Origin of the sequence: Acidovorax sp. M2(2025) (assembly GCF_049330835.1) — a bacterium.
GTDB lineage: Bacteria > Pseudomonadota > Gammaproteobacteria > Burkholderiales > Burkholderiaceae_C > Acidovorax.
The window spans coordinates 2782112-2807578 of sequence record NZ_CP186262.1 but is presented as its reverse complement, the minus strand read 5'-3'; the positions used below and the strand labels follow the sequence as shown (position 1 = coordinate 2807578).

Sequence of the window (25467 nt, the reverse complement as noted above, 5' to 3'; positions counted from 1 at the left end):
CACCCCCTGTGGGAACGTGCGCCCCGGGGAATTTTCTTTTGCTATCAAAAAAATAGCTTGCAGCGCTTGAAGGACGGGCGCTGCAAGCTCGCAGGACCTCAAAGTCCTTCACGTGCGCGGATGCGGCGTTGGGACCCTTTCCGTCAATGGGCGCCGCCTGCATCGGCAGCGCCGCCGCCTGCCGCACGGGGCGGCCGCCGGGTCAGCCAGATGAGCGCGATCAGGAACAGGAACAGCGCAGACGAGCCCAGGAAGATGTCGTCGGCAGCGCGCGTGAACGCCTGCTGGTCGATGAGCCGGTTGATCTGCGCCAGCGCCTGTTCCTGCGAAAGCCCGGCTGCCGCCAGGCTGCTGAGCGTCTGGGCAAACACCCCCTGGCCTTGCACCAGCCCCTCGGTCAGGTGTGCGTGGTGCATGGCGGCGCGGCTCTCCCACAGCGTGGTGGCAATGGACGTGCCCATGGCCCCCGCGGTGATGCGCACGAAGTTGGACAGGCCTGCCGCCGCAGGAATCCGTTCGGGCGCAATGCCCGCAAGCGTCAGCGTGGTGAGGGGGATGAAGAAGAACGCCATGGCCGCGCCCTGCAGCAGCGTGGGGACCAGGATGTGGATGAAGTCGGTCTGCACGGTGAACTGCGAGCGCATCCACAGCACTGTGCTGAACACCACAAAGGCCCCCGTGGCCATGCGGCGGGGATCCCACTGGCCGACCTTGCGCCCCACCAGCGGCGTGAGCAGGATGGCAAACACGCCCACCGGCGCCAGCGCCATGCCGGCGGACGTGGCCGTGTAGCCCATCCACTGCTGCAGCCACAGCGGCAGCAGCACCACGTTGCCGAAGAACAAGGCGTAGGCCACCGACAGCGCCAGCGCGCCGAACGTGAAGTTGCGGCCCTTGAAGAGCTTCAAATCCACCACGGGGTGCTTGTCGGTCAGCTCCCAGACCAGAAAGATCGCAAATGCGATCACCGCCACGACGGCAAGGATCACGATCTCATTCGAGGCAAACCAGTCCAGCTCCTTGCCCTTGTCGAGCATGAGCTGCAGCGCGCCCACCCACAGCACCAGCAGCGAGAGGCCCACGGTGTCGATGGGCAGCTTGCGGACCGGTGTTTCGCGCTTGCGGTAGATGCCCCAGGTGAGCACGCCGGCCAGCAACCCCACGGGCACGTTGATGTAGAAGATCCAGGGCCAGGAGATGTTGTCGGTGATCCACCCGCCCAGCAGCGGCCCGACCACGGGCGCCACGAGTGTGGTCACCCCCCATAGCGCCAGCGCGGTGCCCGCCAGCGCGCGCGGATAGCTGGCCAGCAGCAGGGTTTGCGACAGCGGAATCATCGGCCCGGCCACCAGGCCTTGCAGCACGCGGAAGAACACCAGCATCTCCAGCGATGAGGCAAAGCCGCACAGCCAGGACGTGAGCACGAAGAGCAGCACGCTCATGGTGAACAGGCGCACGGCGCCAAAGCGCTGCGTGAGCCAGCCGGTAAGCGGCACCGAAATGGCGTTGGCCACGCCAAAGCTGGTGATGACCCAGGTGCCCTGGCCGGGACTCACGCCCAGGTCGCCGGCGATGGCGGGGATGGAGACGTTGGCGATGGACGAGTCCAGCACGTTCATGAACGTGGCCAGCGACAGCGACAGCGTGCCCAGCAGCAGGGGGGAGCCTTGCAGCGGCGGGTAGGCAGCAGGCGGGCCGGGCGGAGCGGATGGCGGCGGCGCGGCGGCGGGCGCTGCCGGGGCAGGCACCGGGCCGGCAGCGTCAGCAGAGGGGTTGGCGGCACTCATGCGGAGTTCACCTGCTTACTGCACCACGGGCGACTGCATGGCAGCAGACGCTGGGGCCGAGGCGTGCTTTTGGGCCTGCACGGCAGACGGGCTGCTGCTCACCTTGGGCGACGCCATGGCCACGGCGGCCTTGCCGCTGCGCCCCAGGTTGGCCGCGATGATGTGCGCCACTTCGTCGTCGGCAGCCTTGAACTGCTCGTCAAACACGGCGGTGGCTGCCACGGGCGCGGTGCGCTGGGTGTCGGCCAGGGTCTTGCCGCTCTGGTCGGCCGTGTCCACCTTCACTTCCATGGACAAGCCCACGCGCAGCGGGTGTTCGGCCACTTCCTTGGGGTCCAGCGCAATGCGCACGGGCACGCGCTGCACCACCTTGATCCAGTTGCCGGTGGCGTTTTGCGCCGGCAGCAGCGCGAACGCGGCGCCAGTGCCCGCGCCCAGGCCGGCCACGGTTCCGTGGTAGACCACCTTGGTGCCGTACACGTCGGCTTCCAGTTCGGCGGCCTGGCCGATGCGCAGGGTCTTGAGCTGGCTTTCCTTGAAGTTCGCATCCACCCACAGATCGTTCAGCGGCACCAGCGTCATCAGCGGGGCGCCGGCCTGCACGCGCTGGCCTACCTGCACGCCGCGCTTGGCCACATGGCCGTCCAGTGGAGCCACCAGCTGGGCACGCTGGACGGCCAGATAGGCCTCGCGCACCCGCGCTGCGGCGCGCTGCACGTTGGGGTGCTGTTCCACCGACGTGCCTTCGGTCTGCGTCTGGCTGGCGGCCAGCTGCTCCTGCGCGGCCACCACGGCCGACTGGGCCGCGGCCACGGTGCTCTTGGCGGCGGCCAGCTGGGCATTGGCGTGCTGGAACTCTTCCTTGCCCACGGCGCCGCTGGCCATCAGCGGGGCGCGGCGGTTCACGTCGTCCTGCATGCGCGCGGCATCGGCCTGGGCGCGGGCCAGGTCGGCACTGCGCAGGCTGACCTGCGCCTTCAGCGCCGAGGTGTTGGCATACAGCGTGCGCACCTCGCGCACCGTCTGGGCCAGCTGGGCCTCGGCCTGCTCCAGCGCCACGCGGGCATCGGCGGGGTCCAGCTTGACCAGCACCTGTCCGGCCTTCACGTAGTCCGTGTCGTCCGCGCCGATGGACACCACGGTGCCGCCCACCTGGGGCGTGATCTGCACCACATTGCCCGCCACATAGGCGTTGTCGGTGGTCTCGACATGGCGGCCGTTGGCCCAGTGCCAGCCACCCCAGCCCAGGGCGGCGATGGCCACGGCGGCGGCGATGAGGGTCAGGCCCCGGCGGCGGGCGGTGTTGGCTTCGTTGGCGGTGAGGGGTTCGCTCATGGCGGTAATCTTTCCTGTTGGTGTTGTTGTGTGCTTGTTTGGTGCACCCTCACCGTTCGGGCTGACGCTGCCGATGCCTTGCGCGGCGCTTCGACAGGCTCAGCATGAACGGGTTGGGGTGTGCATGAAAAGGCGCTTTGCGGCTTTCTGCGGCGGACTCTTGCGCCTATTTGGCAGCGGTCTTCAGCACCGCCGTGTCATCGGTCCACCCGCCGCCCAGCGCCTTCATCAGCACCAGGCGCGTGTCCAGCTGGCGGGCCCGCAGGTCCACGGCGAGGCGGCGCTGGGCCAGCACCTGGCTTTCGGTGGACAGCACCACCAGGTAGTTGCCCAGGCCCGCGCGGTAGCGCTCCTGCGCAAAGCGGTAGGCTTTTTCGGCGCTGGCCACGGCTTCGTCCTGCAGCGCCTGCTGGCGGGTGAGGGACTGCACCGACGCGATGGCGTCCCCCGCTTCCTTCACGGCGTCCAGCACCGCGCCGTTGTACTGGGCGATGGCGGCGTCCAGCTCGGCCTGGCGGCCACCCAGCTGGGCGCGCAGGCGGCCGCCGTCAAAAATGGGCAGGCGCAGCGCGGGTGTCACGCCCATCTGGCGCGAGCTGGCGTTGAACAGCCGGTCCAGCCCCAGCGAGTTCAGGCCGATGAAGGCGCCGATGTTGATGTTGGGATAGAACTCGCTTCTCGCGCTGTTCACGCCCTGGGTGGCGGCCTCCACGCGCCAGCGCGCGGCCACCACGTCGGGGCGGCGGCCCAGCAGGTCGGCGCCCAGCACGTCGGGCACGGCCAGGGGGTGCAACGCGGCCAGTCGGGGCGTGAGGCCGGGCAGGGCGTCCGGGGCCTGCCCGGTCAGCACGGCCAGCTGGCGGCGGCCCAGGGTGATCTGCTCGTCCAGCGCCTCGATCTGCGTGCGCGCATCGGGCACGGCAGCCTGGGCCTGGGTCAGCTCGACCTGGCTGTCCAGGCCCGCCGCGGTGCGTTCCTGCGTGAGCTTGCGCTGTTCTTCACGCTGCTCCAGGGCCCGCACGGCCACGTCGCGCTGCGCCACCAGCCGGGCCAGCGCCACATAGCTGCGGCCCACCTGGGCGGCCAGCGTGTTGGCGGCAGCGGCCGCGTCAGCCTGCGCGGCTCGCGCCTGGCCCAGTGCGGCCTGCAGCTCGGCCGCGTGCTGGCCGAAGAAGTCCGGCGACCAGCTCAGCGTGGCCTGCACGTTGCCGCTGTTGTAGGTGTTGCCGGCAATCGGCGCGGGCACCAGGCCGTTGGCGCTGTAGCGCTGGCGGGTGGCGTCTACGCCCAAGGTGGCCTGCGGGCCGTTGGCGGCCTCGCGGACCTGGCTCAGGGCGATGGCCTGCTCCAGCCGGGCGCGGCTTGCCGCCAGGCTGGGGCTGCCCTGCAGAGCGGTGTCGATCAAGGTGTTCAGCTGGGCGTCGCCCAGGGCCGTCCACCATTGGGCAGGCGCAGCCGTCTCGTTAGGCGCGGCGGTGCTCAGGCCGGCGGCGGCTGGCGTGGTCTGGGCCAGCGGCGTATGGGGCGCGCCAGGGCTGGCACAACCCGCCAGCAGGGCTGCGGCGGCCAGGGCCAGCGCTGACACTGCGAAATGTGCCGCCAGGGCCTTGCGGGTGGAGGGCAGGGGAGCGTCGGAAATCACGGGTTTCTCCAGAATGGTTTTTCAGATGTTGTGTGGAGTGCGAAACGTGGCGGGCGCGGGCTCAGGCGGCAGGAGCGTCCGTGCCGCGCTGCTGGCGCAGTGCCTCGCCATTGGCCAGCATGCGGCGCAGCAGGCCCAGCAGCGTCTGCCACTCGTCGTGGCTGAAATCGCTGAGGTGGCCGTTGAGCACATCGGCGAGGACGGGCGGCACCAGCGCGGCGACACGCTGTCCTTCCGGCGTGAGCCGAAGCTGCACCACGCGCCGGTCTACCGTGGAGCGTTCGCGCACGACGAGGCCCTTGGCTTCGACGCGGTCCAGCGACCGGGTCATGGACGCCGGGTCCGTTTCCAGATCACGGGCCAGGGCGGCCACGGTGGCGCTCTCGTGCAGCGACAGCTTGAACAAAGGCAGCCACTGCGCGTAGGTCAGATCGTGCGCTGCGAGTTGGGCATCGGCCTGCGTGCGAATGGACGACATCACCCGGCGCATGAGGTAGCCGACGCTCTCTTCGGGAACCAGATGGCAGGGCTGGTAGAAGCCGGCGCCAGGTGAGGAAGAACGAGAGGTCATGGGGCGAATCTAATTTCCAAGACAATATTTGTCTTGTCAATGATTGATTAGCCCTGATTCATGAAGGGGAATTCGGCCGGGGAGGGGGCCGTCGCGCGAGGCTGCCAAGCCCCCTGGCGCAGCGTCAGGGGGCAGCAGACTCAGGGGTTTAAGGCGTCGGCGCGGTAGATGTCGTTGCGCAGATAGTAGGGGCGCCCGGGAACCTGGGTGTAGTGCTCATCGACCAGTGCTTGAACACAGCCGGCGTAGCTCTCCCAGGGAAAGCGGTCCCACACCTTCCATTTGTCGAGCAGCATGACCTTGGGGCGATATGCGGCAATTTGCTCGCAGGTATCAATCTTGATTCCGTACTGGGGATTTTCGTTGTATTTTTCTTGCCAGGGGAAATAGAAAAAATTTCCGGAAGCGGGCAACCGGTCTGCGACGATGTAGTCGTAGTTCCGGTTGGTGTAGGCGATAATTTTATCGTCCTTGCTGGTGAATTTTTGCACGAGCTTCGAAAATTCTGTTTCTTCCGCTATTTTACGCATCGTAAAATACTGCCGCTCACCGGGCAGAACGAGCGAGACCTTGAGGGTCAAGATGATGAGCACGAAAGCGCTCACTATTTTTGCCTGCGTATTCAACGTGGCAATGTGCAACGTCAGCAGGATGACCAAGCCAATCACCGCATGGTAATAGGGAAGCCCGTGAAAGTCCTCCCCGCGAATGAGCAGGCTTGCAATGCCCAGCGCGAGAACAATAGTGCGCCACGGCACACCTTTCTCGCGCGACGCCAACACCATTATCCCTGCCGCCGCGCCCATGAAGTAGCTGAATTGTCCCAGATTGCTCGTCAGGGCCCGGAGGGTGACGAAAACGAACGACTCAAAAGTTGGCGAGCCGAGGTAAATTGGGAGGATCGTACTGTTGAGGTAAAAGTGAAAGGCCAGATAACCGGGAAAAGAACTATAGGCGGCAAGAAAAAGCAGGTTTGCAGCAATCCCGACCGCCGTTCCGGCCAGCGCGGGACGCAGGTAGCGTTTTCGGAGCGAGGCAATAAAAAGAATCCCCGCCAGCGGAATGTAGGTGACGGCGAGAAACGGCAATCCTGCGATCAGCACCGATCCTGTGAAGCTTCGAGCGGACGTGACCGAATCAGGCCGTAGGATGGCGGGGAACGTGTACAGGAACAAGATGATGAGAAGAAATGCCCCTGTAATCGCCTGGTAGGTGTACATGTGCCCCAGCAGCTCGGGAAAATACAGGAGCATCACGCTGGCGGCAAAGACTGTGCAGCCGATCTTGACGCTCTTGCTGGAGAAGAGGGGGGAAAAATAGATGGACAGCAGCCCCGCACATTGCAGCAGCGCGACGGGAACCCGGTGGGCGCGTACGCCGAAGTTACCAAAGCTTTCCAGCACCACGCCACTGAGAAACGTCAGCGGTCCATGGTGGTTGAAGATTTCAGAATACAGCCTTTGCCCAGCCGCCATCATTTTCGCGGTGACCACGGTCTCGGACTCGTCTCCCCACTCGATGTGGCGCAGCAGGAAATACTGGTAACGGATCGCCAGCAGCACGAAAAGGGCGAGCACGGCAAGGAGGAATCCGTTCAGCAGGCGCTCTGTTTTTTCTTGACGGGATAAGATGGGGGAAGTATCTTTATTCACGGAAGAATAGATTCTCGATTTTTGGAGGCAGCTGCTCTGTATTTGAATCAGTGGTGCAACTGCACTCAACTTTCCCGCGCTCACGGGGTTCAGGCAACGTTGGGCGGCTTCGGAATGCGGGCCGCGACGGGGAGAACGTTGCCGCCGCGGTCAAGCTCCCAAAACCCGTGGGTCGTACCTGCCTGTGCAGGCGCGGAAAAGGGTCATCAGAACCGCAAGGTTGCCTTTGAAACTGCTGATCTTTGTGGGAACTTCGCCCTGCGGGTATTTTCTGGACGTGGGCAATTCCACGCACCGGTAGCCCAGCTTGGGAGCCCGGTACGAAAGGTAGGCCAGGAGCTCATACGCCACGAAAACGTCCCTGAACGGCGCTATCTGCGGGTCCAGCAGCATCCGCCGGCTGTAGGCGCGAAAGCCCTGGGTGGTGTCTGTCCAGGAAAAGCCCGAGGCCATGCTGAGGCAGGGCGCGTGAATCCAGCGGATCGCAAAATCACGCGATGCCGGGGTGTTTTCTGCAATCCCGCCTTGGATGAAGCGCGACGCCTGGACAAAATCGACGCCGTCCTGCAGCGCCGCAATGAACCGGGGAATGGCTTCCGGATCGTCCTTGTCGTTGCCGTCGATGGTGATGATGCCCTCGTAGCTTTCGTCCAGGGCGAAGGCATAGGCACAGCGCAATTGCGCGCTGAGTTTGCCTGCGCCGGTCTTGACCAGCAAGCCGCGCACGCCAAGGCTCTGCAATCGGCCGGTGTCGGTGGAACCGTCCCGGCTGCCGCCGTCCACGACCAGGATGTCAGCCACCTCGGAAATGCCATGCTGCGCCATGCGCTGCAGCAGCCGCGCCAGCCGTTCTCCCTCATTGATCACCGGGATGACCACGCACCAAGGGTGCAGGCGCCCCTTCCATAGCGGGAGGTCAAAACTTGGTACCTTCCAGGTCGCCCGCACGGGCGCGGGAATTGGTTCGGAAGCCATCACCACACCTTTGCTGAAATAAGGGCCACGCCGGCAATGACCAGGACGATGCCGGCGATGGTCGTCCCATGCAACGGCTCGTTGAAGACCAGCGTGGAAAGCACCGCCACCGTGGCCACCGCGCCGCACGTGAGGATGGGGTGGGCCACGTTCAAGGGCAGGCGGGCCAGCGCGGCCGCATACAGCAGAAAGGCGCCACCGTACAGCAGCAGGCCCAGCCAGAACGGCCAGTTGGCCAAGGCCGCCTGGGGATCGGCAGGCGAGGGAAAGCGCCGCGGCGGTGTCATGGCGATCTTGATGAGTACGCTGGCCCAGGCGTTGGACGCAATGCCCAGGACAAGAATCAGCCACTTCATGCCACGGCCTCCTTTCGGTCCGCGCGGTAATGCGCGTTTGCGAACCGCAGTGCACGTTCGACCGCTTCCAGCGGTGGCTCCGCCGTCGTCGCCAGCATCTCGATGGTCGCGACGTGGCGGGGCAGGGCGGCCGCGATGGCGCGGTGCAACGCGCCGTGGTCCACGCCCTTGTCTCCCAGGGGAGCGAGGTCGGGTTCGCTGAGGTGGATGTGGCCCACCAGAGGGCCGTGGGCTGCCAGTACTTCGGCAATGGACTCGCCGTTGATGGTGACGGCCCCGGTGTCGAGCTGCATGCGGATGGCGGGATGGGCCACGGCCTCCACCACGCGCGCCGTCTCGGCACTGGTCGTCATGAAATTGGCGCCGTAGCAGGGAGGATTGGGCTCCAGGCACACCACCACGCCATGTTGTTGCGCCACATCGCCCAGCCGCGTGAAGAACGCGACGGCATCCGCGTGGGCTTGCGCATGGGTCAATCCGGCGCGATCACGGTTCTTGGGCGATCCGAAGACCAGCCGGGTCGCGCCCAGCTGCCCCGCGATGCGGCAGACGGCGTTGAGATGCGTGAGCAGGGCTTGTTGTGTTGGCGGGGGGGCGAACACGTTCAGGCCGGTCGTGCCAAACAGCAAGGCTTGCATGCCCACGATCTCGATGCCCCGTTGCGCCCACCACTGCCGCACGCGCTGGATGTCTTCCGCGCGCGCCTCCAGCGGCCGGGGAAAGTACTTGCCGGGCGCAATGTCGATGGCATCCACGCCGCAGCGCGCCAGCAGCGCGGCGACGGCTTCATCCTCGCTGGGGTCCCAGGCGATGTTCGAGATCGAGAGCCTCATGCGCCCACCTCCGGCGCCAGAGCGCGGGGCTCCCATTGCGCGTACGAACGAATCGCCTGGAGGGTCTCGCGCTGGCTGTACTGGTAGGCTCCCTGGCCGCCGAAGACCTCCGCGTGGAGGGTCTGCATGTCATAGGTCGCGGGGTCGCGGCCTTCGAGCGTTTGCGTGAACGTTTGGCCAAAACCCTCCTGGGCGACCTGCGCCACGGTGATCGGCGCCGCTGTCAGGTGGACCAGCTTCAATCGCGCCTTCAATGCGGTCCCGATGTCGGACCACAGGTTGACCATGGGATAGAACTGGAAACAGCCGCGGCTTTCGATGGCGTGCAACTGGTTGGCGTTGTGCAGGTCAAAAATGACGTTTTTTCGCAAACCCGGGCCGACCAGGCCGGGCAGCCGCACGATCAAGTGGTTGGCAAAGCGCTCCTGCACAAATTCCTCCAGATAGCGCCTGTGCAGGCCATAGGCGTGCAAACCCTCCGCCGGCACGGGGGAATCCTCCCGCACCCCGATGGGGTGCTGGAACACGTCCACCGTGCTGATTAGCACAAACGTCCGGCATTGCATGGAGCCCAGATGGGCCATCAATTGCCGGATTTTTTCCAGATCGGCCCGCGGATCCTTGTTGGCGATCCACTTCTGTGCGGGGGCGCCGGCGCAGACCACGGTGTCGAAATCGCGTCCGGCAATTTCCTGGATATCGGTCGAGCGAAACATCGCTTCAAACCGCGTCTGCTTCAGCAATGTGCTTCCTACGAAGCCTGAATGCCCAATGAGCGCATTGTTCATACGTTGTACGGTTGCTTTAGGAATAAATTCTCTGTGTCCAGCTTCTGCAGGACATCATAGATATTGTCAATTTTTCCGCCGAGAATGGAGTAGCAGCCGGGCAATTCCTCGTGCTTTTCCCAAAGAATAGGGCGCCCATCATCGGCCTCGTTTTTCTGAAGCACCGTCTTGACCTCGAAAATGGATTCTGCGTATTCCATGCTCCGGGCGGAGGGGATATACCTTGCAACGTCCCGCAGCATCCGGTCAAAACGTGTTTCCTGCGGGTATGCGGAAAGGCGGGTGTAGGGATTGATGCCTCTTACATCCATCCAGTAGTCGTGCGGCGTATACCGCACATGCGACAGCGTGTGCAGGCCGCGGGCGGGAAACGGCATCATGGAGAAAAAAGGGCCGTCCATGACCGTGATGCCCAGTTCTGCAAGCGGTGCCGGCATGCGGACCAGCGCCATTTCGGTAATTTCCTGCTTCAGGCCGGTCTTGACGCCCGGAAAATCCCCTTCCAGCTGGTTGAGGCCGCTGTATGTGCAATTGAATACATAAGGGCTCTCCACGGCTTGCAGCCTGCCATCCGCACGTTGCACGGAAATCCGGATGTTTCCTTCGCCCGTGGCATAGAGCGCTTTGGCGCAGGATGAGAACCACACTTGGGCGCCGGTTTCCTGCAATTCCCGCGTGGCCTGCTCTGCGAGCTTTCTTGCGTTGAACGCGTACTCCTCGACCAGAAAGACCTCTTCGATCAAGCGGGGCTCGAACAGCTTGTGCAGCGTATCGTCAGCGCGCTGGATGGTGGCGCCAATATCGCGGCAAAAGCGCTCGAATTGCCGTGCGGTGACTTTGGAGTTGCGGCGCGCGATCGCGTACAGCTTGGTGAAGTCCTGGGTGACGGCCTGGGGCCAGTCCCGCACGAACTGCGGCAAGTTCACACGGCTGCGAAACGCCGTGGTGAAGCTGCGCGGATAGTGGTAGCCGTTGTGAACCCGCGCCTGGTTGTGGTAGGACGCCCGGGCCAGAAGGCTGGGCTCGCGCTCCAGCAGCAGCACACGCGGCAAGCCGCGCCGGCCTGCCAGGTAGATTGCAATCGCCGCACCGTAGAACCCCCCACCAATCACCGTTGCGTCGAAAACCTGGGTCGGCGATGTCATGCCACCGGTTCGGTTTGGGGTGCCGCACGTGCCGGCCGGGAGTGCGGCCCGACTTCCTCCAGGTTGAGCTTGTTCTGGCGGGTCATGTGGGTACTGGTGAACTCCTGCACCACGTGGTAGAGCGGCCCGTCCGTGGATGCTTTCACGACGTGGACGATGTACTCGCCAAGGACCAGGAGCACCAGCGACAGGAGAAAGAACATGCCCGATTGCTGCAAGGACAAGCTGATCCAGCCGGGCGCCACATTGGTCTTGAAGATCCCGATGGCCACGACATAAATGGAATAGACCAGGTTCGCGGCGGCACCAAAAAGGGATAAAAAAGTCACTGCCCGCAAGGGTGATTGCGTGGTCGATACCAGCAGGCGCAGGCCGCGGTGGATGCTCTCTCCCAGCCTCTTGACCTGTGGCGTTTGAGGGCGGCTGCGGTATTCCAGGTTGGCCCGTTCAAACCCGCCCGTTGCGGGCAGGTGCCGGTAGGTCAAGGCGGGCTGGGGGTGTTGAAGAATGAAGTTGATGACACGCTTGCTTAAAACCCGGTATTGCGGAGCCTCTTTGTCGAGGTGAATGCCACTGAATACCTTGTAAAGCTGCAAAAAGGCGTGATAGGCAACGGTGTAGGCAATGCTCTGCTGGGTCTTTTCCACATTCTTTGCAAAAACCACTTCGGCCCCCTTGCTTGTCTGCGCAAGCATCTGGGGCAGGAAGGCAATGTCATCCTTCAAGGGGTCCAGCACCGCAACATAATCGCCGAGGGCATTTTCAAGCCCGACCCAGGAAGCCGTGTCGGTATCGACTTCCTTGACAAGTGAATAAACCTGGACGTTTGGAATGGAGGCCTGCGACACCAACTGGCGCAGGCGGGGGGTGGTGCCGTCCGTGGAGGCATTGTCCACGATGATCAACTCATAGTCGCACACCAGCGAGCGCAACTGGGCCGTGGCCGATGTCAAGAGGTTTTCAATGCGCTCTTCCTGGTTGCGCACGACATAGACGACAGAGAGAAAAATCGGATAGAAATTCATCAAAAATCTCCAAAGAGGCGGACCCGCTTGGAGTTGATTGCGGAGGTTTTTTTGCCACAGAAATACGGTGCGCTGAAAATAGAGGCTTCACGATTGAGGTAGAAACTACCGAGAATCATCCGCATGCCCTACGCGGCGCCTCAAGGCAAGCGCAGGCAGTCACGCCTCGAGAAATCATCACCTCTAAAAAGAACCAGCCTCCAAGCCAAAGACTTGGAGGGCTGGCAGGCCCGAAGGCTGTTTGCCCGAGGGTCTTTAATTGTTAAATATGTTTTCCCATCCCGTCAACTATTTCGACAAGTTCTCTATTTTTCAAATTTTACAAAAAATAACATTAAAAATAGATGGATTTGCTTTCACCCTTGCCGCGCCAGTTCAGCCGCCCGCACCATATTTCGCAGCGCGGCCTCGGTTTCCGGCCAACCGCGCGTCTTGAGGCCGCAGTCGGGGTTGACCCACAGGTGTTCCACCGGCACCACCTCGGTGGCTTTCTTTAGCAACGCCAGCATTTCGGCCACGGTGGGCACGCGGGGGGAGTGGATGTCGTACACGCCGGGGCCGATCTCGTTCGGGTAGCGGAAGTTGGCCGTTCCCCCCGCGTCGGGGGCGCCGAACGCGTGCAGCAGTTCCATGTCTGATCGGCTGGTTTCGATGGTGATCACATCCGCATCCATGGCGGCGATGGCGGGCAGGATGTCGTTGAACTCGCTGTAGCACATGTGGGTGTGGATCTGTGTGTCGTCGCGCACACCGCTGGCACTGATGCGGAAGGCGCGCGTGGCGCGGTCCAGGTAGTTCTTCCACCCGGCGCGGCGCAGCGGCAGGCCCTCGCGGATGGCGGGTTCGTCGATCTGGATGATGGCGATGCCTGCGGCTTCCAGGTCACACACCTCGTCGCGGATCGCCCAGGCGATCTGGTCGGCCGTGGTGGCGCGGGGCTGGTCGTCGCGCACAAAGCTCCATTGCAGTATGGTGATGGGGCCGGTGAGCATGCCCTTCATGGGCTTGGTGGTCAGGCGCTGCGCGTACTGCGTCCAGGCCACGGTCATGGGCGCGGGGCGGGCCACGTCTCCGTAGATGATGGGCGGCTTCACGCAGCGTGAGCCGTAGCTTTGCACCCAGCCGTTGGCGGTGAAGGCAAAGCCGTCGAGCTGCTCGCCAAAGTATTCGACCATGTCGTTGCGCTCGGCCTCGCCGTGCACCAGTACGTCGATCCCCAGCGCTTCCTGCTTGCGCACGGCCAGGGCGATTTCTGCTTCCATCTTTTGTTGGTAGTGGGCTGCATCGAGCGCACCGCGCTTGAAGGCGGCCCGGGCCGCGCGGATCTCGGCCGTTTGCGGGAACGAGCCGATGGTGGTGGTGGGCAGCAGCGGCAGCTTCAGCCGGGCGCGTTGGGCCTTTTGCCGGATGGGAAAGGCGCTGGCGCGCTGGTCCGCACCCGGCGCAGCAGCGGCAATGCGGGCGGCCACGGTGGCGCGGTGCACGCGCGGGCTGGCGCGGCGGGTGGACAAGGCGGTGCGGGCGGCGCGCAATTCGCCTCCCACAGCATCCTCGCCTTGGACCAGGGCGGTGGAGAGCACGCGCAGCTCATCGAGTTTTTCCACCGCAAACGCCAGCCAGGATTTCATCTCGGCGTCCAACTGCGTCTCGGCCTGCAGGCTGAACGGCACATGCAGCAGCGAGCACGATGGCGCCAGCCACAGCTCGCCCTGGTGCTTGTCGGCCACAGGGCGCAGCTTTTGCAGCGCCGCATCCAGGTCGGTGCGCCAGATGTTGCGGCCGTCCACAACGCCCACCGACAGCACCTTGTGCGAGGGCAGCCAGTCGGCCACGCCCACCAGCTCGTCGGGCGCACGCACGGCATCCACATGCAGGCCCGCCACGGGCAGCTGGCAGGCCAGGCGCAGGTTTTCGGCCAGGGGCGAGAAGTAGGTGGCCAGCAGCAGCTTGGGCGCGCTGCGGGCCAGTTGCCAGTAGCTGGGCTCAAACGCGTGGCGCCATGCATCGGGCAGGTCCAGGCCCAGGATGGGCTCGTCGATCTGCACCCATTCCACGCCCTGGGCCTTCAGGCGCGTTAGCACGGCTTCGTACACGGGCAGCAGTTGCTCCAGCAGGCTGAACCGGTCGAAGCCCGCCGTTTTGGATTTGCCCAGCCACAAGAAGCTCAGCGGCCCCAGCAGCACGGCCTTGACGCGGTGGCCCAGCGCCTGGGCCTCGGCCACTTCGGCAAACAGGCGCTCGCTGGCCAGGTGGAACTGGGTGTGGGCGCTGAACTCGGGCACGAGGTAGTGGTAGTTGGTGTCAAACCATTTGGTCATCTCCAGGGCGGGCTGGCCGGTGGTGTGGTGTTTTGCAGTGCAACCGGCGCTGCAGCCCGCGTGGTCGGCGGCCGCCTGAGCCGACACCCCCCGCGCCATCGCGAAGTAGCGCGCCAGCTCGGGCGTGTGGGCGTCAAAGCCAAAGCGCGCAGGCTCGCAGCCCAGCAGCTGGATGTGGTTGGCCACATGGTCGTACAGGGCAAAGTCGCCCACGGTCACAAATCCCAGGCCGGCGTCGGCCTGCGCCTGCCAGTGCAACTGGCGCAGCTGGGCGGCGGTGGCCTGCAATTCGGTTTCGGTGCTGGCCCGGCGCCAGAAGGATTCGAGCGCGAACTTCAGTTCGCGCTGCGCCCCCATGCGCGGAAAGCCCAGGGTGTGCGTGAGCACGGGGCGGCGGGTGGTCGGAGCGGCGAGCGACATGGTGATTTCCTTCTTCTGAATGGAGCAATGCAATGAAGGCACCGATGGTCGCGCGGGCTCGTTTATTATTCAAACGAAAGTTTTATTCGTTCAACTTGAAAAATATTAATGGTTCAGTCGATCCTGGAAGTGCGCCACCTGCGCACGCTGGTCGCCCTGCGCGACAGCGGCAGTCTGGTGCGGGCCGCGCAGCTGCTCAACCTCACGCAGTCGGCGCTGTCGCACCAGATCAAGCTGCTGGAAGACCGCTACGGCCAGCCGCTGTTTGAGCGCAAGTCCGTGCCGCCGCAGTTCACCGCCGTGGGCGAACGCCTGCTGGCGCTGGCCGATGCCGTGCTGCCCCAGGTGGAAGGGGCCGAGCGCGACATTGCCCGCCTGGTGCTGGGGCAGGGCGGGCAGATGCGCATCGCGGTGGAATGCCATACCTGCTTTGACTGGCTGATGCCCGCCATGGACGCCTTTCGCACCCGCTGGCCCGAGGTGGAGCTGGACATCGTGAGCGGCTTCCATGCCGACCCCGTGGGCCTGCTGCACCAGGGCCGGGCCGATGTGGCCATCGTGTCGGAGGTGGATGCCGACGAAGCGGGCGTGGACTACCACGCGCTGTTCGGCTTTGAGATCCGCGCGCTGCTGGCCAACACGCACCCGCTGGTGGCCCGGCCGCACCTGGTGGCGCAGGACTTTGCCGACCAGACCATCATCACCTACCCCGTGCCCGACGAGATGCTGGACCTGATCCGCCAGGTGCTGGAGCCCGCTGGCGTGCGCCCCCCGCGCCGCACCACCGAGCTGACGGTGGCGATGCTTCAGCTGGTGGCCAGCGGGCGCGGGGTGGCGGCGCTGCCGCTGTGGGCAGTGCAAAGCTATCTGGACCGGGGATACGTGACTGCCAGACCGATTGGCGACAAAGGCTTGCGCGGCGAGCTGCACGCGGCCTGCCTGCCCAGCCTGTCGGCCAAGCCGTATCTGCAGGACTTTGTGCAAGTGACGCGCGAGACCAGTTTCGTCACGCTCAAGGGCGTGGAGTTGCTGTGACCGGATCAGGCGCGTACTTGTCGCCCACCGCTTCGCGCAGCGGGTGCGTGTCGTAGACGATGTTCATGTCGCGGATGCGGGTGCTGCCCGCGTCGAAGGTGAACACATCCACGCAGGTGAACGTCACCTCACGGCCATCGCTCAAGGTCCAGTCGTAGCGGAAGTAGGCGGCCACACGCACCGATCCGTCCTGGCCGGGCTGTGCAGAGGCAAAAAGATCCAGCACCGTGATCACGCTGCCGCTGGAGGCCTGGGCGAGCTTCCTGAAAAAGTCGCTGGCGCGCATCGTGCCCAGGAAGGGGGAATGCACCACGCCATCGTCTTCAAAACAGGCGATCAGCCCGTCGGTGTGGCTGGCGTGCAGGTGGGCGAGGTAGGTGCGGACGGTGTCGAGCGGGGTGGGCGCGGTCATGGTGGAAGCCTGGTGAAGAAGGATGCCCCGAGCTTCGCCGCGCAGGGCGCCTGCGGCAAGGGACAATGAAGCCTCATACATAAAAGCTGCTTATGTATCTGCGTTATCTCCACTACCTTCAAGCCGTCATCGAACAGGGCTCGTTTGCGCGCGCGGCGCAGGCCTGTGGGGTTTCGCAGCCCGCCATCAGCCAGGGCTTGAAAGTGCTGCAGGGGCAGTTCGCCGCGCCCTTGCTGGTGCGGGACGGGCGTCGCCATGTGCCCACCGAGCTGGCTCGGCGGGTGGTGGCAGAAGGGGTTCCGCTGGCGCAGCGCATCAACGCCTTGCCGCAGACCCGGCAGAGCGCGGCAAACCGCAAGGTGCTGCGGGTGGGGCTGACCAGCTCGGCCGCGCTGGTGTGCGGCCCCCTCTTGTACAGCACCTGGTGTCTGCCAGACTCCAGGCGATCGCTGCACATGCGGACGGCCGATGAGGGCAGCCTGCTCGCCGGCCTGCTGCGGCACCAGTTCGACGCCGTCGTCGCGCCCCGGCCGCGCAAGTTCGCGCACTCCGACGTGGCGCAGTGGCCTTTGTATGAACTGCATCCGCGCATCTACGCGCGGCGTCACCACCCGCTGGTCCGGGCGCGGTCGCTGGCGCAGTTGCAGGGCGCTGCATGGGCCTGTGTAGAGCCCAGTGTGAGCGGGCCCGTGGATGTGTTGACGGAGGCCCACCGCGTGCGGGGCTTGCCCGTGCCCTCCATGACCGTACGCTGCGCCGACTTTGCCAGCATGCTGAACCTGGTCGTCCAGACCGATTTGCTCGCCGTGTTCCCGCACCCGGCCCTGCTGGGCGCGGCGACCGAGTTGCTGGTGCCGTTGCGGCTGGCCGAGTCGTTGCCGCTGTACACGATGTGGCTCTTTCAACGGAACGGTCGCAAGCCGCTGATCGACCCGGGGGTGTTCGCACCCAGCGGGTGAGTGGCTCTTGGGGCGTTGAAACAGTGCGTGGTCGCGCCTGCGCTTCAGGGTCTGAATGCTCCTGTTTTTATAGCTGCCTGCGCAAGGTAGATGAGCTCTGCAGCCCAAAATGGCTCAAAATGTGCAGCCGCTGGTGCCGATCTCGCCAGCCCGTTCGGCCCCGGGGCCCCGGCAGCGCTGCCAGGCGGCTTACTGCGGCCCCAGCTTGGCGATCAGCGCCTTGAGCTCTTCCATCTCCTGCGGCTTGAGGTCCACCAGCGGTGCCCGCACCGGCCCGCCGTCGTGCCCCACGATGCGCGCGCCCGCCTTGATGATGGACACGCCGTAGCCCTCCACGCGGTTGCGGATGGCCAGGTACGGCATGAAGAACTCCTTGAGCAGCCGGTGCTGCGTGGCCATGTCGTCGGCCGCCACGGCCTGGTAGAACTCCATCGCCGTCTTGGGAATGAAGTTGAACACCGCTGAGGAATACACCGGCGTGCCCAGCGCCTTGTACGCCGCCGCATACACCTCGGCCGTGGGCAGGCCGCCCAGGTACGAGAAGCGGTCGCCCAGCTTCATGTAGATGGACGACATCGTCTCGATATGGCCCACCCCGTCCTTGAAGCCGATCAGGTTGGGGCAGCGGTCGGCCAGGATGGCCAGGGACTCGGCCGTGAGCTTGGTGCGGTCGCGGTTGTAGACGATCACGCCGAACTTCACGCTGTTGCAGACCTGCGCCACGTGCTCGATCAGGCCCTCCTGGCCCGCTTCGGTCAGGTAGTGGGGCAAGAGCAGGATGCCGTGCGCGCCCAGACGCTCGGCCTCTTGCGCATGGGCAATCGCCGTGCGCGTGGGGCCGCCGGCGCCGGCAATGATGGGCACCTTGCCGCGGCAGGTGTCCACCGCCGTCTTGATGACCTCGCTGTACTCTGGGCCCGAGAGCGAGAAGTACTCGCCCGTGCCACCGGCGGCAAACAGGGCGCTGGCGCCGTAGGGGGCCAGCCACTCCAGGCGCTCGATGTAGGTCTTGGGGCGGAAGTTGCCTTGCTCGTCGAAGTCCGTGATGGGGAACGAGAGCAGGCCGGAGCCCATGATGGATTTGAGGTCTTGGGGGGTCATGGTGGGGCGGGTTCGAAACAACTAAAAAAAGGGGGCGGGGCCGGAGGCGTCAGTCGAGCTTGATGTTGGCGGCCTTGACCACGCTGGCCCAGCGGGCGCGCTCCTTGGCAAAGAACTGGTCTTGCTCGGCAGGCGCCATGGTCACCACCTCGGCGCCCTGGCCGGCCAGGCGCGAGCGGATCTCGGGCGCGCGGATGGCGGTGATGAGAGCCTTGTTCAGCTTTTGCACCACGGCCTCGGGCGTGCCGCGTGGGACCAGCACGCCTTGCCAGGTGCCGGACTCGTAGCCGGCCACGCCTTGCTCGGCAATGGTGGGCACGTCGCCGATCAGCGGCATGCGGGTGGACTTGGACACGCCCAGCACCTTGAGCTTGCCGTTCTGCACCTGGGGCAGGGTGGCCAGCATGCCGTTCATCAGCACCTGGGTCTGCCCGGCCACGGTGTCCTGGATGGCGGTGACGCCGCCCTTGTAGGGGATGTACTGCCAGCGTGCGCCGCTGGCGCGCTCCAGCGCCACGCCGGCCAGATGGGGGGCGCTGCCGGTGGCCGTGACGGCGAAGTTCAGGTCGTTCTTCTTGGAATAGGCGACCAGTTCCTTGAGGTTGCTGACGGGCACCGAGGGGTGCACCACCAGCAGGTGCGGCGAGTAGGCCAGCATGGTCACGCCGCGCAGGTCCTTGGACGGATCGAACGACAGCTTCGTATACACCGAGGGGCTGATGGCCAGCGCGCCCACGTCGCACAGCAGCAGGGTGTAGCCGTCGGCATCGGCCTTGGCCACGAAGTCGGCGCCCAGGTTGCCGTTGGCGCCGGGCTTGTTCTCCACGATCACGCTTTGCTTGAGCGATTCGGACAGCACCTGGCTGATGGAGCGCGCAATGATGTCCGAGCTGCCGCCGGGTGGGTAGGGCACCACGATGCGCAAGGTCTTGGCGGGCCAGTCGGCACCGCCCGTCTGGGCCAGGGCGGGAACGGCTGCCAGCAGGGCAGAGCAGGCCAGCAACGCGGCACGGCGGCGAATCAGGGGCATGGGATGTGTCTCCAAGAAGTTGTTGTTAGTCATCGTACAACTTGATTTGGCCAAAGGCAATGAATTCCCCCCGAGCTAAGGGTAATTGCGGAGGATGTTGCCCCATTGTCTTGGCTTGCGTATCAGCGTAACTGCATCCGCAACGGCCCGAGGAGCGCTAAGGGTAATTCCCGGAGCCGCCGGGTTCTTGATCGCACCAAAATCCCATTTGTTGTATGACAACGTATGACATGACCGGCCCCCAGATTGACGCTTCTTGCAAGAAAGCCCCTGATGAAACCTGCCACTCCTCGCCTGCGCCGCAGCTGGCCGCCTTGCCTGGCCCTGGACCCCGCCATGAGCATCCCGGGCGTGCCGGTGTCGGCGGGCGTCCCAGCGGGCAGGGGGCCGAACGGGCTGCAGATCGTGGACTTGCCCTGACGCAGCACGCGCTCCGCGCGCCCCTTGCGCAGCTGCCCTTCTTACCTCCCTTATCCGAACCCCATCCCAGGAGACACACCATGCACCGCAGAACCTTCGTCCGCACCGCCGCCGTGGCGGCCGCCACCACCGCGCTGGGGGCCGCCGCGCTGCCCGCGGCCGCCCAGGGCAGCTGGCCCACCGGCAAGGCCATCACCTACGTCGTGCCCTTTGCGGCGGGCGGCACCACCGACACGCTGGCCCGGCTCATCGGCCAGCAACTGGGGCCGGCCCTGGGCACCACGGTGGTGGTGGAGAACAAGGGCGGCGCGGCGGGCAGCGTCGGGTCGGAAGCAGCGGCCCGCGCCGCGCCGGACGGCTACACCCTGCTCGGCGGCACCGTGAGTTCGCACGCCATCAACATCAGCCTGTACCCCAAGCTGGGCTATGACCCGCTCAAGTCGTTTGCCCCGGTCACGCTGATCGGCACCAACCCCGTGGTGCTGGTGGTGGCGGCCAACAGCCCGTACAAGACGCTCAAGGACGTGCTGGCCGCTGCCAAGGCGAAGGCGGGCGGCCTGTCGTCGGCGTCGGCCGGCACCGGCAGCTCCCAGCACCTGGCGGTGGAACTGCTCGCGTACAAGTCGGGCGTGAAGTTCACCCACATTCCTTACAAGGGCAGCGGCCCTGCCATCCAGGACGTGATCAGCGGCCAGGTGGACATGATGTTCGACACCACCGTGGTGGCTGCGCCGCACATCCAGAGCGGCAAGCTGCGCGCCATTGCCGTCACTTCGCCCCAGCGGCTGGCGTCGCTGCCCGACGTGCCCACGGTGGCCGAGTCGGGCGTGAACGGCCTGGCCGATTTCCAGGTGCAGTCGTGGCAAGCGGTCTTCGTGCCGGCGGCCACGCCCGCGCCGGTGGTCACGCGCCTGCACGACGAAATCCGCAAGATCCTGGCCCAGCCCGACATGCAGAACCGCCTCAAGGGCTTCGGCATGGAGCCGGCCGACCTGCCGCCTGCGCAGGTCGCGGCCTTTCAGAAAGCCGAAGTCGACAAGTGGGCGCAGCTCATCAAGGCCGCCAACATCAAGGTGGACTGACCAGCTCCCGCTTGCCGCCAGGAGCCTCAGGCGCCTGGAGCCGCGCCGGCCGGGGCCGTGCGCGGGGAGAGCACCCAATCCGGGTGCTGGCCTGTCAGCAGCAGGAACATGGCGAACACCGGCCCCTGCATGTTGCGCTCGTCGCCCATGCTCTCCAGCGCCTGCCAGGTGCGCGACTGCAGGCCGCCCCGGCTGCCGGTCTGCAGCGGATAGCCCATCAGCTGGGCGGCCTCGGCCTGGCTCAGTCCCGCTGCGGTGCGCGCGGCTTTGAGCTGCTCGCCCGTGGGAACGGGCATTGGCAGCGCAAGGGGTGGTGTGGGCTTGGGGGACTGGGGCAGGGGTTGGGGCATGGTGAGTTTGCTATTAAAAAGATAGCTTCTTGCGCTTTATGGATAAGCGCCAGAGCCCATTTTCACCTGATTAGTTACTGGTCTCAGATACCACTCCATCCGTTCGGGCTGAGCCTGTCGAAGCCAGGGCTTGCAGCGCGCGTGCAAGGCTTCGACAGGCTCAGCCCGAACGGGTGGGGAAAAGAAAGCGTCTGAGGTAGGTCGCTAATCAGGCATTTTCATGCAAATCCATGCCCAGCACGCGTGCACTGGCGCGGTACCGGGCGACGCGGTGGGGAGGGCTGTTCACTCGTCCTCGCCCAGGAAGCCGCCGCTCTGGTGCGCCCACAGGCGCGCGTACACGCCGTCCTGGCCCAGCAGCTGCGCGTGCGTGCCTTCCTCGACGATGCGGCCGGCGTCCAGCACGATGAGCCGGTCCATGGCGGCGATGGTGGACAGGCGGTGGGCGATGGCGATCACGGTCTTGCCTTGCATGAGGCGGTCCAGGCTTTGCTGGATGGCTGCTTCCACCTCGGAGTCGAGCGCGCTGGTGGCCTCGTCCAGCAGCAGGATGGGCGCGTCCTTGAGCATCACCCGCGCGATGGCCACGCGCTGGCGCTGGCCGCCCGAGAGCTTCACGCCGCGCTCGCCCACCTGGGCGTCGTAGCCGGTACGGCCCTGCAGGTCGGTCAGGCTCTCGATGAAGTCGGCGGCCTCGGCCCGCTGGGCGGCGGCGCGCATCGCGTCCTCGGTGGCGTCGGGCCGCCCGTACAGGATGTTCTCGCGCATGGAGCGGTGCAGCAGCGAGGTGTCTTGCGTGACCATGCCGATGTTGCGGCGCAGGCTGTCCTGCGTGACCTGTGCGATGTCCTGCCCGTCGATCAGCACGCGGCCCGCGTTCACGTCGTGAAAGCGCAGCAGCAGGTTGACCAGGGTGGACTTGCCGGCCCCCGAGCGGCCGATGAGGCCGATCTTCTCGCCCGCGCGGATGGTGAGGTTCAGCTGGTCGATGACCGGGCGGCCGTTGCCGTAGCCAAAGCTCACGTCCTCGAAGCGCACCTCGCCGTGCGTGACCTGCAGCGGCTGCGCGTGGGGCGCGTCCACCACGGTGCGCGGCCGGGTCAGGGTGTTGATGCCGTCCTGGATGGTGCCCACGCTTTCGAACAGCGTGGTCATCTCCCACATCACCCAGTGGGCATGGCCCGACACCCGCAGCGTCATGGCCGTGACCGCGGCCACGGCGCCGGCACCCACCTCGCCGCGCGACCACAGCCACAGGGCCGTGCCGCAGGCGCCCAGGATCATGGCCACCACCAGCAGCTGGTTCACGATCTCGAACCGGCTCACCAGGCGCATCTGCGCGTAGCCGGTGAGCTTGAACGCGTCCATGGCGGCCCGCGCGAACTCCGACTCGCGCCGGGTGTGCGAGAACAGCTTGACGGTGGCGATGTTGGTGTAGGCGTCGGTGATGCGCCCGGTCATCACGGACCGCGCATCGGCCTGCGCCTTGCCCACCTTGCCCAGGCGCGGCACGAAGTACCAGCAGGCCAGGCCGTAGGCCACCATCCAGGCCGCAAACGGCAGGATCAGCCGCGCATCAAAGCCGGCCAGCAGGGCCAGGATGGTGATCAGGTAGATGCCCATGCCGATCACCACGTCGGTGGTGGTGAAGATCATGTCGCGCACCGCCAGCGCGGTCTGCATGATCTTGGTGGTGATGCGCCCCGCAAACTCGTCGGCGTAGAACGCCATGCTCTGGCCCAGCATCAGCCGATGGAAGTTCCAGCGCAGGCGCAGCGGAAAGTTGATGGCCAGCACCTGGTGCTTGAGGCTGGTCTGCCACGCCACCAGCACCACCGAGCCCAGCAGCAGCGCGGTGATGGCCAGGATGGAGCCCTTGCGCTCGGTCCACAGCGCGGCCGGTGCCACGCTGGAAAGCCAGTCCACCACATGCCCGAGCACGGCGAACAGCAGGGCCTCGAACACCGCGATCGCGGCCGAGAGCACGGCCATGGCCACCACCCAGCCGCGCAGGCCGCGGGTGCAGTCCCAGACAAAGGCCATGAAGTCCTTGGGCGGCAGGTGCGGTTCGGCGGGGGGGTAGGGTGGAAGGCGGTTTTCGAAATACTTGAACACAGGGCAGCTCCTCGGCGCCGCATGGTAGAGGAGTGCCGGGCCCCGGGGTGTCAGCAAGGGGCTTGTCCGCAGCCTTCGTGGGTGAAACCCTGCGCATGCAGCGCGGGACGCATTTCTGTGCGCACGGAACGCGTGCGCGCCGCGGCTACGGCAGCACGGCAATCACCACGGTCAGCGAGCCCAGCGCGAGGTTGACGGCCACCCAGCGGCGGATGTCCGCCAGCGCCTTGCCGCCTGCGGGCCAGTCTGCGGCCGCCACGGCCCGCCGCAGGCGGGGAAACAAGGCAAGGCGGATGTGGCCGAAGATGGCTGCCATGACCAGCCCCAGCACCGCCATGGCGGCCCAGCCCAGGGGCATCGAAAAGCCCCCGGCCTGCGCGGCCTGGCGGGCGGCGCGGCCGATCATCCACATCCCGCTGGCCAGCACCACCGCCACGGCGCCGCCCACCGCGCCCAGAAAGCGCTGCAGCACGCCCTGCATCAGCTGCACGCGCAGGGGCGGCTCCAGCGATTGCGCCGCGGGCCGCAGGAAGAAATGGGCAAAGACCATGCCCCCCACCCAGACGATGACGGCCAGGAGGTGCAACAGCAGCAGCGCGCGGTGAACGAGGTCCATGGTGGAAGGCTCCGGTCAGCGGATCGGGAGGGCATTGTGCCGTGGGTGCGGCCCTTGCGGCCGCCACGTGGGGGCACCGCGGCCCGTCATGGCAACCCGCTGCCCCCGCCGGGCGCCGTGTGCACGCGGTTGCCGCCGCTTTTCTTGGCCCGGTACATCGCAGCGTCCGCGTGCCCCAGCAGGTGGTCTGCTTCGCTGCCGTGGTCCGGGTGGTTGGCGATGCCGATGCTGGGCTGGACGTGCAGGCGCACGCCGTCCAGGTCAAACGGCTGTCCGAACGAGGCCAGGATCTTTTCGGCCACCGTCAGGGCCTGGCCGCCCTCCAGCAGCACCACGAACTCATCGCCGCCCAGGCGGGCCACCGTGTCGGAATCGCGCACGCAACCCTGCAGCCGCTGCGCCACCCGCTGCAGCAGCATGTCGCCCATGGCATGGCCCAGCGTATCGTTGACCTGCTTGAAATCGTCCAGGTCGATGAACAGCAGCGACAGCAGGCCCTGGTCGCGCCGCGCGCGCGACAGGGCCATGCGCAGCCGGTCCAGGAACAGCTGGCGGTTGGGCAGGTGCGTGAGCTGGTCGTACTGCGCCATGTGCTCCAGGCGCTGGTGCATCTGCTTGCGTTCGATGGCGGCGGCCACCTGGGTGGAGACGAACTGCAGCAGCTCCTTGTCCTTCTCGGTGTAGCGGCCCCGTTCGCCGCCGTCGCTGCGCAGCACCAGCGCACCGATGGGGCCGTTCAGGGTGGGCAGCGGCGCGCCCAGCCAGTGCTGGGGCGTGCCATCGTGCGGCAGCGGGGCGTGTTCCAGGGTCGCGGGGGCGTGCGAGGTCAGCAGCACCGTGTTGCCGCTGCGGATCACCTCGGTGCACAGCGCGTCGCGCACCTGGACATGGGGCGCCGCGTCGTCGCTGGCGCTGGCCAGGTAGGGGAAACTGAGAGCGTCCTGGGCGGCGTCATACAGGGCCACGGCGAAGTGGGAGGCCGGCAGCAGCTTGCCCACGATCTCGTGGATGTGGCGGAACAGCGCCTGCAGGTTCTGCGTGGCGTGGGCCGCTTCGGAAATGGCATAGATGGCGGCCTGCATCGACTCGGTGAACTTGCGCTCGGTGATGTCGTGCGCCACCGCCAGCCGCACCTGCTGCTCGGGCAGCCAGCGCGCGGTCCAGCGCACATGCGCAACGGAGCCGTCCTTGCGCAGGTAGCGGTTTTCAAACTGCAGCTGCAGATGGCCCTCGGTCACGCGCTGCGCTTGCTGCGCGGTCATGGCGAGGTCGTCGGGATGCACCATGTCGAGCATGCGCTTGCCGATGACCTCGTCGGGCCGGTAGCCGAAGATGCGCTCGAAGGCGGGGCTGACAAACTCGATCGTGCTGTCCCGTTGGACAACGCAAACCGCGTCGAGCAGCAGGTCCACCACGTTCTGGGAAGAGATGCTTTGCATGGGGCGCACGGAGGCTGGGACGGCCCATTGTGCCGCGCACGCCCCGGTCCCGCTGGACCTT

General features: G+C 65.8%; 23 protein-coding genes. 4 read left to right on the top strand and 19 right to left on the bottom strand.

All coding sequences use genetic code 11. The features are described 5' to 3' along the window. Positions 1-143 precede the first annotated feature (143 nt). The 12 genes from ACOYR3_RS13010 to metE form a co-directional block, all read right to left on the bottom strand. Positions 144-1787 (bottom strand): DHA2 family efflux MFS transporter permease subunit, encoded by a 1644-nt coding sequence (locus tag ACOYR3_RS13010; RefSeq protein ID WP_422842796.1) that lies wholly within the window; start codon positions 1785-1787, stop codon positions 144-146. Between the two features lie 15 nt (positions 1788-1802). Continuing rightward, entirely contained in the window at positions 1803-3122 is a 1320-nt protein-coding gene (locus tag ACOYR3_RS13005; RefSeq protein WP_422842795.1) for an efflux RND transporter periplasmic adaptor subunit, read from the bottom strand. Positions 3123-3288: 166 nt separating this feature from the next. Beyond that, the gene (locus tag ACOYR3_RS13000) at positions 3289-4761 is read right to left on the bottom strand and encodes an efflux transporter outer membrane subunit (protein ID WP_422846585.1); all 1473 of its coding nucleotides are present in this window, start codon (positions 4759-4761) and stop codon (positions 3289-3291) included. Between the two features lie 64 nt (positions 4762-4825). Further along, positions 4826-5335 carry a MarR family winged helix-turn-helix transcriptional regulator gene (locus ACOYR3_RS12995; RefSeq protein WP_422842794.1) on the bottom strand — a complete coding sequence of 170 codons (510 nt, stop codon included), beginning with the start codon at positions 5333-5335 and terminating at the stop codon, positions 4826-4828. 140 nt (positions 5336-5475) lie between these two features. Continuing rightward, a complete protein-coding gene (locus ACOYR3_RS12990; protein WP_422842793.1) occupies positions 5476-6987 on the bottom strand; it encodes a hypothetical protein in 1512 nt (503 codons plus the stop codon). A 150-nt stretch (positions 6988-7137) separates the two neighbouring features. Then, positions 7138-7962, bottom strand: a complete 825-nt coding sequence (locus ACOYR3_RS12985; protein WP_422842792.1) for a glycosyltransferase family 2 protein — start codon at positions 7960-7962, stop codon at positions 7138-7140. Beyond that, a complete protein-coding gene (locus ACOYR3_RS12980; protein WP_422842791.1) occupies positions 7962-8318 on the bottom strand; it encodes an EamA family transporter in 357 nt (118 codons plus the stop codon). The genes ACOYR3_RS12985 and ACOYR3_RS12980 overlap by 1 nt, the downstream gene beginning before the upstream one ends. Next, positions 8315-9151 (bottom strand): sugar phosphate isomerase/epimerase family protein, encoded by an 837-nt coding sequence (locus ACOYR3_RS12975; protein ID WP_422842790.1) that lies wholly within the window; start codon positions 9149-9151, stop codon positions 8315-8317. The genes ACOYR3_RS12980 and ACOYR3_RS12975 overlap by 4 nt, the downstream gene beginning before the upstream one ends. Next, positions 9148-9939, bottom strand: coding sequence for a pyridine nucleotide transhydrogenase (locus ACOYR3_RS12970; RefSeq protein ID WP_422842789.1), 792 nt, complete (start codon positions 9937-9939; stop codon positions 9148-9150). The genes ACOYR3_RS12975 and ACOYR3_RS12970 overlap by 4 nt, the downstream gene beginning before the upstream one ends. Continuing rightward, complete coding sequence (locus ACOYR3_RS12965) at positions 9936-11084, bottom strand: FAD-dependent oxidoreductase (protein WP_422842788.1); 1149 nt, start codon at positions 11082-11084, stop codon at positions 9936-9938. The genes ACOYR3_RS12970 and ACOYR3_RS12965 overlap by 4 nt, the downstream gene beginning before the upstream one ends. Further along, positions 11081-12109 (bottom strand): glycosyltransferase, encoded by a 1029-nt coding sequence (locus ACOYR3_RS12960; protein ID WP_422842787.1) that lies wholly within the window; start codon positions 12107-12109, stop codon positions 11081-11083. Before ACOYR3_RS12960 ends, ACOYR3_RS12965 begins: the two co-directional genes overlap by 4 nt. 356 nt (positions 12110-12465) lie before the next feature. After that, a complete protein-coding gene (metE, locus tag ACOYR3_RS12955; protein ID WP_422842786.1) occupies positions 12466-14847 on the bottom strand; it encodes a 5-methyltetrahydropteroyltriglutamate--homocysteine S-methyltransferase in 2382 nt (793 codons plus the stop codon). A gap of 108 nt (positions 14848-14955) precedes the next feature. Here metE and ACOYR3_RS12950 point away from each other — a divergent pair, with 108 nt between their 5' ends. Continuing rightward, on the top strand, positions 14956-15882 hold the full coding sequence (locus ACOYR3_RS12950; RefSeq protein WP_422842785.1) for a LysR substrate-binding domain-containing protein: 927 nt from the start codon (positions 14956-14958) through the stop codon (positions 15880-15882). Here the strand turns inward: ACOYR3_RS12950 and ACOYR3_RS12945 are convergent. Beyond that, complete coding sequence (locus tag ACOYR3_RS12945; RefSeq protein ID WP_422842784.1) at positions 15860-16294, bottom strand: nuclear transport factor 2 family protein; 435 nt, start codon at positions 16292-16294, stop codon at positions 15860-15862. The genes ACOYR3_RS12950 and ACOYR3_RS12945 overlap by 23 nt on opposite strands. 92 nt (positions 16295-16386) lie before the next feature. On the opposite strand from ACOYR3_RS12945, the gene ACOYR3_RS12940 reads away from it, so the two are divergent. Next, the gene (locus ACOYR3_RS12940) at positions 16387-17253 is read left to right on the top strand and encodes a LysR family transcriptional regulator (protein WP_422842783.1); all 867 of its coding nucleotides are present in this window, start codon (positions 16387-16389) and stop codon (positions 17251-17253) included. Positions 17254-17442: 189 nt separating this feature from the next. Here the strand turns inward: ACOYR3_RS12940 and kdgD are convergent, their stop codons facing one another. Further along, positions 17443-18354 (bottom strand): 5-dehydro-4-deoxyglucarate dehydratase, encoded by a 912-nt coding sequence (gene kdgD / locus ACOYR3_RS12935; RefSeq protein ID WP_422842782.1) that lies wholly within the window; start codon positions 18352-18354, stop codon positions 17443-17445. A 49-nt stretch (positions 18355-18403) separates the two neighbouring features. Next, positions 18404-19384, bottom strand: coding sequence for a Bug family tripartite tricarboxylate transporter substrate binding protein (locus ACOYR3_RS12930; protein WP_422842781.1), 981 nt, complete (start codon positions 19382-19384; stop codon positions 18404-18406). Between the two features lie 273 nt (positions 19385-19657). Between ACOYR3_RS12930 and ACOYR3_RS12925 the strand changes: the two genes are divergently transcribed. Next, positions 19658-19804 carry a hypothetical protein gene (locus ACOYR3_RS12925; protein WP_422842780.1) on the top strand — a complete coding sequence of 49 codons (147 nt, stop codon included), beginning with the start codon at positions 19658-19660 and terminating at the stop codon, positions 19802-19804. An 80-nt stretch (positions 19805-19884) separates the two neighbouring features. Then, positions 19885-20886, top strand: a complete 1002-nt coding sequence (locus ACOYR3_RS12920) for a Bug family tripartite tricarboxylate transporter substrate binding protein (RefSeq protein WP_422842779.1) — start codon at positions 19885-19887, stop codon at positions 20884-20886. A 26-nt stretch (positions 20887-20912) separates the two neighbouring features. Here ACOYR3_RS12920 and ACOYR3_RS12915 read toward each other — a convergent pair whose 3' ends face one another. From ACOYR3_RS12915 to ACOYR3_RS12900, 4 genes are all read right to left on the bottom strand, one after another. Further along, positions 20913-21236 (bottom strand): helix-turn-helix domain-containing protein, encoded by a 324-nt coding sequence (locus ACOYR3_RS12915; protein WP_422842778.1) that lies wholly within the window; start codon positions 21234-21236, stop codon positions 20913-20915. 285 nt (positions 21237-21521) lie between these two features. Next, positions 21522-23351 carry an ABC transporter ATP-binding protein gene (locus ACOYR3_RS12910; RefSeq protein ID WP_422842777.1) on the bottom strand — a complete coding sequence of 610 codons (1830 nt, stop codon included), beginning with the start codon at positions 23349-23351 and terminating at the stop codon, positions 21522-21524. Positions 23352-23496: 145 nt separating this feature from the next. Further along, positions 23497-23967 (bottom strand): CopD family protein, encoded by a 471-nt coding sequence (locus ACOYR3_RS12905; RefSeq protein WP_422842776.1) that lies wholly within the window; start codon positions 23965-23967, stop codon positions 23497-23499. A gap of 86 nt (positions 23968-24053) precedes the next feature. Then, on the bottom strand, positions 24054-25406 hold the full coding sequence (locus tag ACOYR3_RS12900; RefSeq protein ID WP_422842775.1) for a diguanylate cyclase domain-containing protein: 1353 nt from the start codon (positions 25404-25406) through the stop codon (positions 24054-24056). Positions 25407-25467 lie beyond the last annotated feature (61 nt).

Excerpts from the sequence above, each read along its gene's own strand:
- ACOYR3_RS12930 (WP_422842781.1), bottom strand. The coding sequence starts at position 19,384 with ATGCCCCTGATTCGCCGCCGTGCCGCGTTGCTGGCCTGCTCTGCCCTG.
- ACOYR3_RS12995 (WP_422842794.1), bottom strand. The coding sequence starts at position 5,335 with ATGACCTCTCGTTCTTCCTCACCTGGCGCCGGCTTCTACCAGCCCTGC.
- ACOYR3_RS12950 (WP_422842785.1), top strand. The coding sequence starts at position 14,956 with ATGGTTCAGTCGATCCTGGAAGTGCGCCACCTGCGCACGCTGGTCGCC.
- ACOYR3_RS12940 (WP_422842783.1), top strand. The coding sequence starts at position 16,387 with ATGTATCTGCGTTATCTCCACTACCTTCAAGCCGTCATCGAACAGGGC.
- ACOYR3_RS12920 (WP_422842779.1), top strand. The coding sequence starts at position 19,885 with ATGCACCGCAGAACCTTCGTCCGCACCGCCGCCGTGGCGGCCGCCACC.
- ACOYR3_RS12900 (WP_422842775.1), bottom strand. The coding sequence starts at position 25,406 with ATGCAAAGCATCTCTTCCCAGAACGTGGTGGACCTGCTGCTCGACGCG.
- kdgD (WP_422842782.1), bottom strand. The coding sequence starts at position 18,354 with ATGACCCCCCAAGACCTCAAATCCATCATGGGCTCCGGCCTGCTCTCG.
- ACOYR3_RS12970 (WP_422842789.1), bottom strand. The coding sequence starts at position 9,939 with ATGAACAATGCGCTCATTGGGCATTCAGGCTTCGTAGGAAGCACATTG.
- ACOYR3_RS12915 (WP_422842778.1), bottom strand. The coding sequence starts at position 21,236 with ATGCCCCAACCCCTGCCCCAGTCCCCCAAGCCCACACCACCCCTTGCG.
- ACOYR3_RS13010 (WP_422842796.1), bottom strand. The coding sequence starts at position 1,787 with ATGAGTGCCGCCAACCCCTCTGCTGACGCTGCCGGCCCGGTGCCTGCC.
- ACOYR3_RS12975 (WP_422842790.1), bottom strand. The coding sequence starts at position 9,151 with ATGAGGCTCTCGATCTCGAACATCGCCTGGGACCCCAGCGAGGATGAA.
- ACOYR3_RS12980 (WP_422842791.1), bottom strand. The coding sequence starts at position 8,318 with ATGAAGTGGCTGATTCTTGTCCTGGGCATTGCGTCCAACGCCTGGGCC.
- ACOYR3_RS13005 (WP_422842795.1), bottom strand. The coding sequence starts at position 3,122 with ATGAGCGAACCCCTCACCGCCAACGAAGCCAACACCGCCCGCCGCCGG.
- ACOYR3_RS12965 (WP_422842788.1), bottom strand. The coding sequence starts at position 11,084 with ATGACATCGCCGACCCAGGTTTTCGACGCAACGGTGATTGGTGGGGGG.
- ACOYR3_RS12905 (WP_422842776.1), bottom strand. The coding sequence starts at position 23,967 with ATGGACCTCGTTCACCGCGCGCTGCTGCTGTTGCACCTCCTGGCCGTC.
- metE (WP_422842786.1), bottom strand. The coding sequence starts at position 14,847 with ATGTCGCTCGCCGCTCCGACCACCCGCCGCCCCGTGCTCACGCACACC.
- ACOYR3_RS12925 (WP_422842780.1), top strand. The coding sequence starts at position 19,658 with ATGAAACCTGCCACTCCTCGCCTGCGCCGCAGCTGGCCGCCTTGCCTG.
- ACOYR3_RS12985 (WP_422842792.1), bottom strand. The coding sequence starts at position 7,962 with ATGGCTTCCGAACCAATTCCCGCGCCCGTGCGGGCGACCTGGAAGGTA.
- ACOYR3_RS12945 (WP_422842784.1), bottom strand. The coding sequence starts at position 16,294 with ATGACCGCGCCCACCCCGCTCGACACCGTCCGCACCTACCTCGCCCAC.
- ACOYR3_RS12960 (WP_422842787.1), bottom strand. The coding sequence starts at position 12,109 with ATGAATTTCTATCCGATTTTTCTCTCTGTCGTCTATGTCGTGCGCAAC.